This is a genomic window from Enterobacter sp. DNB-S2, assembly GCF_019443845.1.
Taxonomy (GTDB): domain Bacteria; phylum Pseudomonadota; class Gammaproteobacteria; order Enterobacterales; family Enterobacteriaceae; genus Enterobacter; species Enterobacter asburiae_B.
Map to the genome: position 1 here is coordinate 4,049,772 of NZ_CP050520.1, position 14,441 is coordinate 4,064,212.

The following is a 14,441-nucleotide window of genomic DNA, read 5'->3' on the forward strand; positions in this document are numbered from 1 at the left end:
ATGGGTTTGTTCGATAAACTGAAATCTCTGGTTTCTGATGATAAGAAAGACTCCGGAACTATTGAGATTGTTGCTCCGCTCTCCGGCGAGATCGTCAACATCGAAGACGTGCCGGATGTAGTGTTTGCTGAGAAAATCGTTGGTGATGGCATTGCTATCAAACCAACTGGCAACAAAATGGTTGCTCCAGTTGACGGCACCATCGGTAAAATTTTTGAAACCAACCATGCGTTCTCTATCGAATCTGATAGCGGTATCGAACTGTTCGTTCACTTCGGTATCGACACCGTTGAACTGAAAGGCGAAGGCTTCAAACGTATCGCGGAAGAAGGCCAGCGTGTTAAAGTTGGCGACCCGGTAATTGAATTCGATCTGCCACTGCTGGAAGAAAAAGCCAAGTCTACCCTGACGCCGGTTGTTATCTCCAACATGGACGAAATCAAAGAACTGATCAAACTGTCTGGCAGCGTCACCGTGGGTCAAACCCCGGTTATCCGCATCAAGAAGTAATTCTTGCCGCACAGAAAAATGGCGCCTTCGGGCGCCATTTTTGTTTATACCGGTAGGATAAGCTCGTCGTAGCCCTTCGACTGGGTATAGAGCATCACGTCAGTCACCCGATCGCCGGCCATGCGAATGGCATCGGCAACGGTTTTCCCCTCAACAATTCCGCTCACCAGCTCTGAACAGAACAGGTCGCCCGTCCCTTTCAGATCGGTTTCTACGCGCGGATGCGCGCTGACGGTCACGCCTTCATTCGTCACCAGCACCACGTGGATGTTTTCCGGGTCATCGGCCACCGGCGCGCTGGTGATAGCCACCCATTTCAGGCTATCGGAGAGCAGTCCCTGCGCAGCCGCGATGGCGCTTTCGGGCGTACGGCACGGTTTGCCGCTTAACACCTCCAGCTCATAGACGTTTGGTGTGATCCCCTGCGCCAGCGGCAGCAGGTGCTCCCGATACGCCTGCGGGATCTCGGGCTTGACGTACATTCCGCTGTCGATATCTCCGATAACCGGGTCGACCAGCACCAGAAGGTCAGGATGCTGCGCTTTGACCGCCTTCAGCCATTGAGCCAGCAGGACGATCTGGCTGGCGCTGCCCATATAGCCGGTGGTGACCGCTTTAAGCTCGCGCAGGATCTCGCGCTCTTCCAGTGCCTTAAGATAGCCGCTGAACCACTCGTCGGGGATCACCCCACCATAAAACGTGTCGTAATGCGGCGTGTTGCTAAACAGAACCGTCGGCACGGCGGTGACGTTCAGCCTGTGGGTACGAATATTCGGTACCGCAATGCTGTTCCCCACGCTGCCGTAAACCACCTGTGACTGCACTGCGACAATGTCGGTTTGCTGCGCCCGGGTGTTATCCCGGAATAGAATCATCTCCATGACGCTTAAATCCCCGCCCCCTGCGAATAACTCTCTTCACCAAAGACGCCGGTAGACAGATAGCGATCGCCGCGATCGCAAATAATCGCCACCACTACCGCCCCCGGGTTTGCCTGCGCTACCCGAATCGCACCCGCTACCGCGCCGCCCGAACTGACGCCGCAGAAGATACCTTCGCGCACGGCCAGCTCACGCATGGTATTTTCCGCCTCGCGCTGGTGAAGATCCAGCACCTGATCCACCAGCTGCGCATTAAAAATGCCGGGCATATACTCCGCCGGCCAGCGGCGAATACCCGGAATGCTGCTCCCCTCTTCCGGCTGGAGGCCAACGATGGTGACGGTTTTTTCCTGCTCGCGCAGAAAACGCGATACCCCGGTAATGGTGCCGGTGGTGCCCATACTAGAGACAAAATGGGTGATACGCCCGTCGGTTTGCTGCCAGATTTCCGGGCCGGTGGTGGTGTAGTGCGCGTACGGGTTGTCCGGATTGTTGAACTGATCCAGCAGTTTACCTTCACCGCGTCCGGCCATCTCCAGCGCTAAGTCGCGCGCGCCTTCCATTCCCTGCTCTTTGGTCACCAGAATCAGCTCGGCCCCGTAGGCACGCATCGCGGCGCGGCGCTCCTGGCTCATGTTGTCCGGCATCAGCAGCTTCATGCGGTAGCCTTTCAGCGCGGCGATCATCGCCAGGGCGATACCGGTGTTGCCGCTCGTGGCCTCTATCAGCACGTCGCCTGGCTTAATTTCTCCGCGTTTTTCGGCCTGGACAATCATCGACAGCGCCGCGCGGTCTTTCACCGACCCCGCCGGGTTATTGCCTTCGAGTTTGACCCAGATTTCGCTGCCGTTGTCCGGACCCGTGCGCTGAAGCTTGACCAGAGGAGTGTTGCCGATGGTGTTTTCTAATGTATTCATGATCGCTGTCCAATAAAAAGCCCGGTGGCGCTTCGCTTACCGGGCCTACAGACGTCATATTGTAGGCCGGGTAAGCGCAGCGCCACCCGGCAAAACTACGTAATCCTAACCTATCAGGCTGACTCCGCCAGAGCAATATCCTCGCGCGTCTCGATGCGCTCCTTCCCGTGATAAATACGGGCGTGCTGCAACCCAACAAACAGGCGCTCACCCCGGTGCGGCGGCACGTCGTCGCGCATGACCACGGTCAGCGGCTCGGTATACCAGCCCAGCGGCTGTACCACTAATTGGGTGTAGTGACCTTTAGGGCTAGCTTCCAGCACCTGCACCGGCAGCGGTGAATCCAGGCTGGTTCGGCGGCTCACGTCCACTTCCCACGGACGCAGGAACAGATCGACCGACCCCTGATGCGCGGAGGTATAGCCCAGCGGCCAGCGATGCGCGCCAACGTGGAACTGTCCGCCGCGAATAGTGCCCTGCAGACGGTTTACCTCGCCCATAAACTCCAGCACGAAGCGGGTCGCCGGTTCACGCCAGAGCTGCTCCGGCTCGTCAACCTGCTCAATGTTGCCCTGGCTCATGACCACCACGCGATCCGCAACTTCCATCGCCTCTTCCTGATCGTGGGTCACGAAGACGCTGGTGAATTTCAGCTCTTCATGGAGCTGACGCAGCCAGCGGCGCAGCTCTTTACGCACCTGCGCATCCAGCGCGCCGAAGGGTTCATCCAGCAGCAGAATTTGCGGCTCAACGGCCAGCGCGCGCGCCAGCGCCACGCGCTGTTTCTGCCCGCCGGACAGCTGGGCCGGGAAACGATCCGCCAGGTGAGCCAGCTGCACCATCTCCAGCAGTTTGGTCACTTTCGCCTTAATGGTTGCCGCATCCGGACGTTCGCGACGCGGCAGCACGGTCAGGCCAAACGCGATGTTGTCGAACACGGTCATGTGGCGGAACAGCGCGTAGTGCTGGAACACAAAACCTACTTTACGATCGCGGGCGTGCAGGCGGCTCACGTCGGTGCCGTGAAAGCGGATGTGCCCGCTGGTCTGATGCTCAAGCCCGGCGATAATACGCAGCAGCGTGGTTTTGCCCGAGCCGGACGGCCCCAGCAGCGCCACCATTTGTCCGGAAGGGATATCCAGCGAAATATCATTCAGCACCTGGGTGCGACCAAAAGACTTCTTAATATTGGCAATCTCAATGCTCATGATTTCCCTCCTGATGCTGACGTTTTTCCTGATTTTCTAAACGCCACTGCACCACACTCTTCAAAAACAGGGTCAAGATGGCCATCAGCGTCAGCAACGCTGCGGCAGTAAACGAGCCGATGGTGTTGTAGTCCTGCTGCAGCAGCTCAATCTGGAGCGGCAGCGACAGGGTTTCACCCCGGATGGAGCCGGAGACGACGGAAACGGCACCGAACTCACCAATCGCGCGGGCGTTGGTCAGCACCACGCCGTAAAGCAGCGCCCAGCGGATATTTGGCAGCGTCACGCGACGGAACATCTGCCAGCCAGACGCGCCCAGCAGCACCGCCGCTTCGTCTTCGTTGCTCCCCTGGCTTAACATCACCGGCACCAGCTCACGCACCACAAACGGACAGGTCACGAAGATGGTGACCAGCACCATGCCCGGCCAGGCAAACATGATCTGCAGGTTATGCTCATCCAGCCAGCCGCCCAACGGGCCGTTGGAGCCGTAAAAGAGCAGGTACACCAGACCCGCCACCACCGGCGATACGGCGAAAGGAATGTCCAGCAGGGTCAGCAGCAGCTGACGTCCCGGGAAGTTAAAGCGGGTTACCAGCCAGGCCAGCAGGGTCCCGAACACGAGGTTCACCGGCACGGTGATCAGCGCAATCAGCATGGTCAGCCAGATGGCATGCAGCATATCCGGGTTCGCCAGGTTTTCCAGCGCGGGCATCAGGCCCTTGCTGAATGCCTGAACGAAGATATAAACCGTCGGCACGACGAGAATGAGGGCGGAAACCAGCACGCCCGCCCCAATCAGAAACCATTTACCCCAGTTAATGCGGGGTGCATCGTATCGCTTCAATTGCGTAACTTCCGCCATCAGTGACCTACCACACGTCGACCAAAGCGACTTTGCAGAGTGTTAATCGAGTACAGCAGCAGCAGCGAGGCCGCCAGGATCACCGAGGCAATCGCGCTCGCCGCCGGATAATCAAACTCCTGCAAACGGATGAAAATCATCAGCGAGGTGACTTCTGTTTTCCAGGCGATGTTCCCGGCGATAAAAATCACCGCGCCGAACTCACCGAGGCTGCGGGTAAACGACAGCGCGACGCCCGCCATCAGCGCCGGAGAGAGCTCCGGCAGAACCACCTTGCGGAAGCTCTGCCAGCGCGTGGCGCCCAGCGTTTCCGCCGCTTCTTCGTATTCCGGACCCAACTCTTCCAGCACCGGCTGCACGGTACGGACCACAAACGGGATGCTGGTAAAAGCCATCGCCACCGCGATACCGAGCCAGGTGTAGGTTACTTTGATGTCGAATTTCGCCAGCCACTCGCCGTACAGCCCGTTCACGGAGAAGAGCGACGCGAGGGTTAAGCCCGCCACCGCCGTCGGCAGCGCAAACGGCAGATCCATCAGGGCGTCAAGCAGCGTGCGGCCCGGGAAGCGATAGCGGGTTAAGATCCACGCCATCAGCAGGCCAAACACGCCGTTAAAAATGGAGGCGACAAACGCCGACAGCAGCGTCACCTTATAGGCCGCCACCACCTGCGGGTTGGTGACCACGTCCCAGTACTGCGCCCAGCTCATCTGAGCAAGCTGCATCACCAGCGCGCTGAGCGGCAACAGCAGGATCAGGCAGACGAACAGCAGGCTGGTCCCGAGGCTTAAGGTAAAGCCCGGCAGCACGCGTTTTGTCGAAACTGCAAACATTACTTATGCCCCGCCGCCAGCAGTTTGTCTAACTCACCGCCGCTGGCAAAATGCGTTTTCATCACATCAGGCCAGGAGCCGAAACGATCTTCCACGCGGAACAAATCGGTCTGCGGGAACTTATCTTTCAGCTTGTTCATCACGTCCGGGTTGTTCACGCGGTAGTAGTAATCGGTAATGATGGTCTGCGCCTGCGGGCTGTACAGGTAGTTGAGATAGGCTTTTGCCGCTTTCTCGGTACCGTTTGCCTGCACGTTTTTATCCACCCACGCCACCGGGAACTCGGCCAGGATGTTGGTTTTCGGGATAACGACCTCGAAGCCCTGCGCTTCGTACTGTTTGCGGATGTTATTCACTTCCGATTCAAAGCTGATCAGAACATCGCCGAGACCGCGTTCCGCGAAGGTCGTTGTCGCCCCGCGGCCGCCGGTATCAAACACTTCGACGTTTTTCAGGAACTGGGTCATGAACTGCTCAGTTTTGGCTTTATCGTTACCGTCAGCCTTGTCCGCCGCGCCCCACGCAGCTAAATAGGTATAACGCGCGTTACCGGAAGTTTTTGGATTCGGGAAAATCAGCTTCACGTCGGAACGCACCAGGTCGCTCCAGTCGTGGATATTCTTCGGGTTGCCCTTACGCACCAGGAAGCCCATGGTGGAATAGAACGGGGAGCTATTGTTCGGCAGTCGGCTCTGCCAGTCTGCCGGGATCAGCTTGCCTTTGTCGTGCAGGATCTGCACGTCAGTCACCTGGTTGTAGGTCACCACATCCGCTTTCAGGCCCTGCAAAATCGCCAGCGCCTGCTTGGACGACCCGGCGTGGGACTGCTTGATGGTCAGCTTGTCGCCGTTATTGTCTTTCGCCCACTGCTGTTCAAACGGTGGATTAAGGGCGGCAAACAGCTCGCGGGAGACATCATACGAACTGTTTAACAGTTCAGTCGCCTGCGCCTGTGCCACCAGCAGTAAACCTGCCAGCGCCAGAGTTCCTTTTTTCAGTACAGTAACGGCCATTGCGCACCCTTATAAATGTGATGACTATCTTATAGTCATAATATTTATAACGGGGATGAAAGGAGTAACGGTTTTATATACCGTTTGGTGATTTAGAAGCAGAAAAGGGAATAAGGGTGAGGCCTGATGCCCTCACCCCGGCCCTCTCCCACAGGGAGAGGGAGAAAGGCCATTACAGCGCCAGCAGACGCTCAACGGACGGCGCAAAGTAGTAGCCGCCGGTTACCGGTTTGGTGAAGCGCAGCATGGCGTCGCGCTTGCCGTCGGTATCGCCAAACATGCTCAGCAGCTGCTGCTCAATGTTATACAGGCGCGCGCAGTAGGCGCAGAAGTAGAGGCCGTGCGTGCCGCTTGCGGTACCGTACGGCAGGCTCTGGCGAACAATCTTCAGCCCTTTGCCGTCTTCTTTGAGGTCAACGCGGGACAGGTGAGAGGTTACAGGACGGTCGTCGCCGTCGATCTCTTCGTTGGCTTCTTTAGTGCGGCCAATCATCATCTCCTGATCGTGCACGCTCATGCGGTTAAGCTGCTTGAGATTGTGCTCCCAGCGCTGCACGAACACGTAGCTGCCGCCCGCGTCCACGCCGTCTTTGATTACCGCGACTTCACGACGCGTCTCTTCACCCGCCGGGTTTTCGGTGCCGTCGACGAAGCCGCTCAGATCGCGCTCTTCCACCCAGCGGAAGCCGTGAACCTCTTCCTGCACCTCAATGCTGTCGCCAAAGGCCGCTACTGCCGCCTGGGCAACGGAGAAGTTCACGTCGTGACGCAGGGAGAGAATGTGGATCAGCACGTCGTACTGGGTTGCCGGAGCCAGACCTTTGCCGTAAGGGATGAAGTCTTTCAGCTCTTCCGCCCCTTCGCCACCGCTCAGCTGACGCCAGACGTTATTGCCAAAGGCAACAACCGCGCCGAGGTGGGCTTCAGGGAATTTGGCCTGGAAGGTGGCCAGCTTATCAACAAACGCTTTACTGGCCGCACGCAGGGCATCCACGTCCCCTTTAACATTGGCTTCAATCCAAATCGCCGCGCGGCAATGTTCTGGCAAAATGCCACTCTGAACCTGAGACATCGCTCCTCCTGAAATAAAGATGCCACGTCAGCGTGGCATTGATGGCGGCTATTATACCCGGATTTCAGCGAGGCGGTTTGTTCAGGCGCAAATTACTGCTTCCAGAGTATTTTGCTCACTTTCCAGCTCTTAAGCGTGTCGTCAGACGGCATCAGACCTTCCGGGCCGCTCCAGGTTCCGGTGAAGACATAGCTGATGTGCTGGCTGCCTTCAGCCTTACATTCCACCGCGACCTTGTCGTCAGACGGCAGGCTGGTGCAGTTGCCAAAGGCCTGCTTATAAAGGTCGCTAAACGGCGTACCCACCTTCACACCGCTCGCCGACGGAATATCTTCATCCATCACAGCGATACGGTTTACGGTGCCTTTGTCACCGTTAATCACCAGCGCCAGCTTGTCGCCCTTCAGCGCTTCGTAATAGCGAACAATATTGCCATTCTCCGTTTTCATGCCGCTACGCAGGCGGTAATCGCCGCTGAGCGCATCCTGAATAGCGTCCTGATCCAGCGCCGTCGCGGCGGTAATTTTCCCCACGCCCTGCTCGGTGACTTCCGTTGATGAGCCAAACCAGTTCCACGGATACGCGGCGGACCAGTTAATGGAGGAGAGCGTCGAACAGCCGGTCAACGCCAGCGGGAGAGCGCATAAAAGTAAACGCAGCGATTTCATTGAAACGTCCTTTCTTGTTAAATCAACGCTTGTTGGAGTGCGACATCGGCAAAAAGTGCCGGATTAATCATCCTGATGCGCAAAACAGGCGCGAAGACGCGGATTGGTCAGCAGCCACAGCAGCGCCACAATATCGGCAACCACCAGCGCAACGCCGGTGCCCGTCAGCGGCTCACCGTACCACCAGAGTACCGGCTGCCAGAAGAGCAGCGCAACCTGGGCGAGGATCAGCAGCCAGCGAAGCGCGCGCCAGAAACGTGGGATCGCATGCCGTCGTCCGCTGCACAAAAAAGCGACCACCGCCGGTACGCCCGGCAGCAAGCCGAGCCAGAAGGCGTCGTGATCGGGATAAAAGAGATTCAGCAGCGTGTCACCCTGCCCGCGCGACGCGGCGGCCATCACAAACAGCACCCAGGTTCGGGCCTGGAGCAGCAGAACGCACCAGAATAAAAAGGGCAGCCTGACGCGGCCCTGCGCGTCATAGTCTGCCGGATGGATCTCAGTACTCTTCATCTTCGATCAGACGCTTTCCTAAACTCAGCACGTCGGAATGCTCATAGCCCAGACGCTCATACATGCCGAGCACCACGTCGTTATCTTCCCGCACCATGATCTGGATTTTCGGGCAGCCGCGGGCGATCAGCTTCTTCTCGAGCCGGTTCAGCAGCGCATTGGCGATGCCGCGGCCACGGTATTCCGGGTGGACGCCCAGATAATAGGCCGAGCCGCGGTGGCCGTCATAACCGCCCATGACAGTCCCCACAACCTCGCCGTTGACTTCCGCGACCAGAAACAGACTGACGTCGTGATTCACCTTACGTTCGATATCCATTTCCGGATCGTTCCACGGACGCAGCAGATCGCAGCGCTCCCAAAGGGTGATCACCTCTTCGAAATCTTCCTGGCGAAAAACGCGTATCTCCATGGTATTAACCGCCTTTTCGGGTTTAAAAACAGTGATTATGGCGCGAAGCTCGCCTTTCGCCAATAACCGGGGAAAATCTCGCCAAAATTTGGCATAATGTCACTTTGTCACGTATTGAAATGAAAAGTAAAACAATTCTCAACATGGACTGTCGTAACGGGAAACACGATACGATATAACACCAGGACCCCATTTTTTAGTATTCAGGCCGCATGAGCACATTCAAACCATTAAAAGCACTCACATCGCGTCGTCAGGTTCTCAAAGCGGGGCTGGCGGCCTTAACGTTAACGGGCATCGCAAAGCAGGCTCAGGCGAAAGACGAGAGCACGCTCAAAACCAGTAACGGACACAGCAAACCGAAAACCAAAAAGCCGGGCGCGAAGCGTCTGGTAATGCTCGACCCGGGCCACGGCGGTATTGATACCGGCGCCATCGGCAAAAACGGGTCAAAAGAAAAACACGTCGTGCTGGCAATTGCAAAAAATGTGCGCGCAATTTTACGCAGCAACGGCATTGACGCCCGTCTGACGCGCTCTGGCGACACCTTTATTCCGCTGTATGACCGCGTTGAGATCGCCCACCAGCACGGTGCGGATCTGTTTATGTCGATTCACGCCGACGGCTTTACCAACCCTTCTGCGGCCGGCGCCTCGGTGTTTGCACTCTCTAACCGTGGCGCCAGTAGCGCCATGGCAAAATACCTCTCCGACCGCGAAAACCGGGCGGATGAAGTCGCCGGGAAAAAAGCCACCGACAAAGATCATCTGCTACAGCAGGTGCTGTTCGACCTCGTGCAGACGGATACGATTAAAAACAGCCTGACGCTCGGCTCGCATATTCTGAAGAAGATTAAGCCAGTGCATCGTCTGCACAGTAAAGGCACCGAGCAGGCGGCATTCGTGGTGCTGAAGTCGCCGTCCATCCCGTCCGTGCTGGTGGAAACGTCCTTTATTACCAACCCGGAAGAAGAGCGGCTCCTCGGCACCACGGCGTTTCGTCAGAAGATCGCCAACGCTATCGCCTCCGGCATTATCAGTTACTTCAACTGGTTCGATAACCAAAAAGCGCACTCCAGGAAACGTTGATGAAACCCGATGCTCAACTGGTCAAAACCTTCCTGCTGCAGCTGCAGGATGAGATCTGCCAGAAACTGGCTGCCGCAGACGGCGGTGAATTTCAGGAAGATAACTGGCAGCGCGAGGCCGGAGGCGGCGGGCGCAGCCGCGTGCTGCGAAACGGCGGCATCTTCGAACAGGCAGGCGTGAATTTTTCCCACGTTCACGGCGACTCCATGCCAGCATCTGCGACGGCGCATCGTCCTGAACTCGCGGGCCGTAGCTTCGAGGCGATGGGCGTTTCGCTGGTAGTGCACCCGCACAACCCGTTCGTGCCGACGAGCCACGCCAACGTGCGCTTTTTCATTGCGGAAAAACCAGGCGCCGACCCGGTCTGGTGGTTCGGCGGCGGTTTCGATTTAACGCCCTACTACGGCTTCGAAGAAGATGCCGTGCACTGGCACACCACCGCGCGGGATCTTTGCCTGCCGTTTGGCGAAGACGTCTACCCGAAATTTAAAAAGTGGTGCGACGACTACTTTTACCTGAAGCACCGCGACGAGCAGCGCGGCATCGGCGGGCTGTTCTTTGACGATCTCAACACGCCTGATTTTGATACCGCGTTCAGCTTTATGCGCGCGGTAGGCGAAGGCTATACCGACGCCTATCTGCCCATCGTCGAGCGCCGTAAAAATACCGACTACGGCGTGCGCGAGCGAGAGTTCCAGCTTTACCGCCGCGGGCGCTACGTGGAGTTCAACCTGGTGTGGGATCGCGGGACGCTGTTCGGTCTGCAGACCGGGGGGCGCACGGAGTCGATTCTGATGTCGATGCCGCCGCTGGTGCGCTGGGAGTACTGCTACGAACCAAAAGAAGGCAGCCCGGAGGCTGCCTTGCGTGAGTTTATTCAGGTTCGGGACTGGGTGTAGCCCTTATGCCCTCTCCCTTTGGGAGAGGGTAAAAATTACAGCGGCTGCGTCTGCGCCTCAACCACCGCCAGCGCCACCATATTCACGATACGACGCACAGAGGCAATCGGCGTTAACACGTGCACCGGTTTCGCCACGCCCATCAGTACCGGTCCTACGGTCACCCCTTCAGAGCTGGAGACGCGCAGCAGGTTATAGCTGATACGCGCCGCTTCCACGTTCGGCATAATCAGAATGTTGGCCGATCCCTTCAGCGGGCTGTCCGGCATACGTTCGTTACGGATGCTTTCCACCAGCGCGGCATCGCCGTGCATTTCCCCGTCAATCATCAGCTCCGGCGCACGCTCGCGCACCAGCTCCAGCGTCTGACGCATTTTGCAGGCCGCCGCGGATTTAGACGAACCAAAGTTAGAGTGCGACAGCAGCGCCACCTTCGGCTCAATACCAAAGCGACGCACGGTCTCGGCGGCCATCACCGTGATTTCCGCCAGCTCGTCCGGGGTCGGATCGTCGTTAACGTAGGTGTCCGCAATAAAGGTGTTACCGCTCGGCAGCAGCAGCGCGTTCATCGCCCCGGCGGTATGGACGCCGTCGCGATAGCCGAAGATCTCCTGCACCACGCTAAAGTGCTCGTGGTAGTCGCCGATGGTGCCGCAGATCAGCGCGTCCGCCTCGCCGCGATGCACCATGATCGCGCCGATCACCGTCGTGTTGCTGATCACCGCTTTCTGTGCCTGCTCCTGGGTGATCCCCCGGCGCTTCATGATCGCGTAGTATTCGCTCCAGTACTCTTTGAAGCGCGGATCGGATTCGTTGTTAACGATCTCGAAGTCGACGCCCGGCTTAATCTGCAGGCCCAGCTTCTGGATACGCATTTCAATCACGCTCGGACGACCAATCAGGATCGGCTTCGCCAGGCCTAAGGTGATCAGCTCCTGGGTGGCGTGCAGCACGCGCGCCTCTTCCCCTTCCGCCAGCACCACGCGCTTCGCGTCGGCGCGGGCCTGAGAGAAGATCGGCTTCATGAACAGGTTCGTTTTATAGACAAACTCGGTGAGCTTATCGACGTAAGCGTCGAAATCGTGAATCGGACGCGTCGCCACGCCGGAGTCCATCGCCGCTTTGGCCACCGCTGGGGCAATCTTAACAATCAGACGCGGGTCGAACGGTTTTGGAATGATGTAGTCCGGACCAAAGCTCAGATCCTGATCGCCGTACGCGGACGCAACCACTTCGCTCTGCTCGGCGTGGGCCAGCTCCGCGATGGCGTGAACGGCGGCAAGCTTCATCTCTTCGTTGATCGCCGTTGCGCCGACGTCCAGCGCGCCGCGGAAGATGAACGGGAAGCAGAGCACGTTGTTGACCTGGTTCGGGTAGTCCGAACGGCCGGTACAGATAATGGCGTCTTCACGCACCGCTTTCGCCAGCGGCGGCAGGATTTCCGGCTCAGGGTTCGCCAGGGCCAGGATCATTGGCGCACGCGCCATCTTCTTCACCATCTCCTGGGTCAACACTTTCGGACCGGAGCAGCCGAGGAAGATATCCGCGCCGTCAATCACGTCGTCCAGGGTGCGTTTACCGTCGTCGTCGACCGCGTACGCCGCTTTGGTTTCAGCCATGTTCGGCTCGCGGTCTTTATAGATAACGCCTTTGGAGTCGCAGACCACAATGTTGTGTTTCTGCATACCCAGCGCCACCAGCAGGTTCATACAGGCGATGGCCGCGGCGCCTGCGCCAGAGACCACCATGCGCACGTCGGAGAGATTTTTCTCTACCACGCGCAGGCCGTTGAGGATCGCGGCGGTGCTGATAATCGCGGTTCCGTGCTGGTCATCATGGAACACGGGAATGTTCATACGCTCGCGCAGCTTCTGCTCGATATAGAAACATTCCGGCGCTTTGATGTCTTCCAGGTTAATCCCGCCGAAGGTCGGCTCCAGCGCGGCCACCACGTTGATGAATTTGTCAGGATCGAGTTCGTCCACCTCGATATCGAACACGTCGATACCGGCGAATTTCTTGAACAGCACCCCCTTCCCTTCCATCACCGGCTTACCGGCCAGCGCGCCAATGTTGCCCAGCCCCAGCACCGCCGTGCCGTTAGAGATCACGGCGACAAGGTTGCCGCGCGCGGTGTATTTGTAGGCCGCCAGCGGGTCTTTTTCGATTTCCAGACACGGGGCTGCGACGCCCGGCGAATAGGCCAGCGCCAGATCGCGCTGGGTTGCCAGCGGCTTGGTTGGGGAGACCTGGATTTTGCCCGGGACAGGGAACTCGTGAAAATCGAGGGCACTCTGTTTCAACTGCTCATCCATCTTATTTTTCCTTTCACGTATCGGTCAAAAGGGTGACGTAAGCGATCCTGATGCACACCCTGGTGTGCCGCCTAGTATCGCCTCAGGCCGCCTCCTAAACTTTGAAGGCAGCCAAACTCTCACCATCACACATTAAAAATTGTTATCAATTTATAACAGCCATGTTACCCGTCTCAAAAGCAATGCCTCCCCCGTCTGCTATGCTTTTTTGTTAAGTCCATCATGATTTTTCCAGAAGTGTGAACTAACGCACTCATCTAACTCTTTTATTTCCAAGGAGTAATCATTTATGAACCAGCTAGACGGCATCAAAAAATTCACCACCGTGGTTGCAGACAGCGGCGATATCGAGTCGATTCGCCACTATCAGCCGGAGGACGCGACCACTAACCCTTCGCTACTGCTCAAAGCTGCAGGGCTTGCCCATTTTAGCCATCTGATTGATGACGCCATTGCCTACGGTAAACAGCGCGGGAAAACGCAGGAGCAGCAGGTCGCCGAAGCCAGCGACAAGCTGGCGGTTAATTTTGGTGCGGAAATTCTTAAAAGCATCCCGGGCCGCGTCTCGACCGAAGTCGACGCCCGCCTCTCGTTCGATAAAGAAAAGAGCATTAATAAGGCGCGTCGCCTGGTGGAACTGTACGAGGAGCAGGGGATTGATAAATCACGCATTCTGATCAAGCTGGCGTCCACATGGGAAGGCATCCGCGCGGCAGAGGTCCTGGAGAAAGAAGGTATCCACTGCAACCTGACCCTGCTGTTCTCGTTTGCCCAGGCGCGCGCCTGCGCTGAAGCGGGCGTGTTCCTCGTCTCGCCGTTTGTCGGGCGCATCTACGACTGGTATCAGGCGAAACAGCCGATGGATCCGTACGTGGTGGATGAGGATCCGGGCGTGAAATCGGTCCGTAATATCTACGACTACTACAAACAGCACCGCTACGAAACCATCGTGATGGGGGCCAGCTTCCGCCGTACCGAGCAGATCCTCGCCCTGGCAGGCTGCGACCGTCTGACCATCTCCCCTAACCTGCTTCAGGAGCTACAGGACAAAGAAGAAACGGTGATCCGCAAGCTGGTGCCGACCTCCACCGTTCTGCCAAAACCGAAAGCCATGACCGAAGCGGAGTTCCGCTGGGAGCACAATCAGGACGCCATGGCCGTGGAAAAACTGGCGGACGGCATCCGCCAGTTCGCCGTCGACCAGCGCAAACTTGAAGATCTTCTCGCCGCCAAACTTTAACCTTGCC

General features: G+C 57.7%; 15 protein-coding genes. 4 read left to right on the forward strand and 11 right to left on the reverse strand.

Annotated elements, in window-relative coordinates; translation table 11 throughout:
• Entirely contained in the window at positions 1 to 510 is a 510-nt protein-coding gene (crr, locus tag HB664_RS19500) for a PTS glucose transporter subunit IIA (protein WP_219940062.1), read from the forward strand.
• 44 nt (positions 511 to 554) lie between these two features.
• On the opposite strand, the gene pdxK is transcribed toward crr, so the two are convergent.
• The 10 genes from pdxK to HB664_RS19550 all read right to left on the reverse strand — a co-directional run bounded on the left by pdxK (position 555) and on the right by HB664_RS19550 (position 8,892).
• Positions 555 to 1,391 carry a pyridoxine/pyridoxal/pyridoxamine kinase gene (pdxK, locus tag HB664_RS19505; protein WP_219940063.1) on the reverse strand — a complete coding sequence of 279 codons (837 nt, stop codon included), beginning with the start codon at positions 1,389 to 1,391 and terminating at the stop codon, positions 555 to 557.
• A 5-nt stretch (positions 1,392 to 1,396) separates the two neighbouring features.
• Positions 1,397 to 2,308 (reverse strand): cysteine synthase CysM, encoded by a 912-nt coding sequence (gene cysM / locus HB664_RS19510; RefSeq protein ID WP_094934566.1) that lies wholly within the window; start codon positions 2,306 to 2,308, stop codon positions 1,397 to 1,399.
• A 113-nt stretch (positions 2,309 to 2,421) separates the two neighbouring features.
• Positions 2,422 to 3,516 carry a sulfate/thiosulfate ABC transporter ATP-binding protein CysA gene (gene cysA, locus HB664_RS19515; protein ID WP_219940064.1) on the reverse strand — a complete coding sequence of 365 codons (1,095 nt, stop codon included), beginning with the start codon at positions 3,514 to 3,516 and terminating at the stop codon, positions 2,422 to 2,424.
• Complete coding sequence (gene cysW, locus HB664_RS19520; protein ID WP_219940065.1) at positions 3,506 to 4,381, reverse strand: sulfate/thiosulfate ABC transporter permease CysW; 876 nt, start codon at positions 4,379 to 4,381, stop codon at positions 3,506 to 3,508. The genes cysA and cysW overlap by 11 nt, the downstream gene beginning before the upstream one ends.
• Positions 4,381 to 5,214 carry a sulfate/thiosulfate ABC transporter permease CysT gene (cysT, locus tag HB664_RS19525; RefSeq protein ID WP_004123378.1) on the reverse strand — a complete coding sequence of 278 codons (834 nt, stop codon included), beginning with the start codon at positions 5,212 to 5,214 and terminating at the stop codon, positions 4,381 to 4,383. Before cysT ends, cysW begins: the two co-directional genes overlap by 1 nt.
• Positions 5,214 to 6,227: a sulfate ABC transporter substrate-binding protein gene (locus tag HB664_RS19530; protein ID WP_087823076.1), complete on the reverse strand. Its 1,014-nt coding sequence runs from the start codon at positions 6,225 to 6,227 to the stop codon at positions 5,214 to 5,216. Before HB664_RS19530 ends, cysT begins: the two co-directional genes overlap by 1 nt.
• A 172-nt stretch (positions 6,228 to 6,399) precedes the next feature.
• A complete protein-coding gene (locus tag HB664_RS19535; protein ID WP_181593602.1) occupies positions 6,400 to 7,299 on the reverse strand; it encodes a Dyp-type peroxidase in 900 nt (299 codons plus the stop codon).
• A 92-nt stretch (positions 7,300 to 7,391) separates the two neighbouring features.
• Positions 7,392 to 7,967, reverse strand: a complete 576-nt coding sequence (locus HB664_RS19540) for an RpoE-regulated lipoprotein (protein WP_219940066.1) — start codon at positions 7,965 to 7,967, stop codon at positions 7,392 to 7,394.
• A 63-nt stretch (positions 7,968 to 8,030) separates the two neighbouring features.
• Positions 8,031 to 8,480 (reverse strand): DUF2919 domain-containing protein, encoded by a 450-nt coding sequence (locus HB664_RS19545; protein WP_039263703.1) that lies wholly within the window; start codon positions 8,478 to 8,480, stop codon positions 8,031 to 8,033.
• Positions 8,467 to 8,892, reverse strand: coding sequence for a GNAT family acetyltransferase (locus HB664_RS19550; RefSeq protein ID WP_023308738.1), 426 nt, complete (start codon positions 8,890 to 8,892; stop codon positions 8,467 to 8,469). The genes HB664_RS19545 and HB664_RS19550 overlap by 14 nt, the downstream gene beginning before the upstream one ends.
• A gap of 212 nt (positions 8,893 to 9,104) precedes the next feature.
• Between HB664_RS19550 and amiA the strand changes: the two genes are divergently transcribed.
• Together amiA and hemF are read left to right on the forward strand one after the other, a co-directional pair.
• The gene (amiA, locus tag HB664_RS19555; protein WP_023308739.1) at positions 9,105 to 9,980 is read left to right on the forward strand and encodes an N-acetylmuramoyl-L-alanine amidase AmiA; all 876 of its coding nucleotides are present in this window, start codon (positions 9,105 to 9,107) and stop codon (positions 9,978 to 9,980) included.
• Positions 9,980 to 10,879 (forward strand): oxygen-dependent coproporphyrinogen oxidase, encoded by a 900-nt coding sequence (gene hemF / locus HB664_RS19560; protein WP_219940067.1) that lies wholly within the window; start codon positions 9,980 to 9,982, stop codon positions 10,877 to 10,879. Before amiA ends, hemF begins: the two co-directional genes overlap by 1 nt.
• A 35-nt stretch (positions 10,880 to 10,914) precedes the next feature.
• Here hemF and maeB read toward each other — a convergent pair whose 3' ends face one another.
• Positions 10,915 to 13,194: an NADP-dependent oxaloacetate-decarboxylating malate dehydrogenase gene (maeB, locus tag HB664_RS19565; RefSeq protein WP_023308741.1), complete on the reverse strand. Its 2,280-nt coding sequence runs from the start codon at positions 13,192 to 13,194 to the stop codon at positions 10,915 to 10,917.
• A 289-nt stretch (positions 13,195 to 13,483) separates the two neighbouring features.
• Between maeB and tal the strand changes: the two genes are divergently transcribed.
• Positions 13,484 to 14,434 (forward strand): transaldolase, encoded by a 951-nt coding sequence (gene tal / locus HB664_RS19570; RefSeq protein WP_033146157.1) that lies wholly within the window; start codon positions 13,484 to 13,486, stop codon positions 14,432 to 14,434.
• Positions 14,435 to 14,441: the final 7 nt, after the last annotated feature.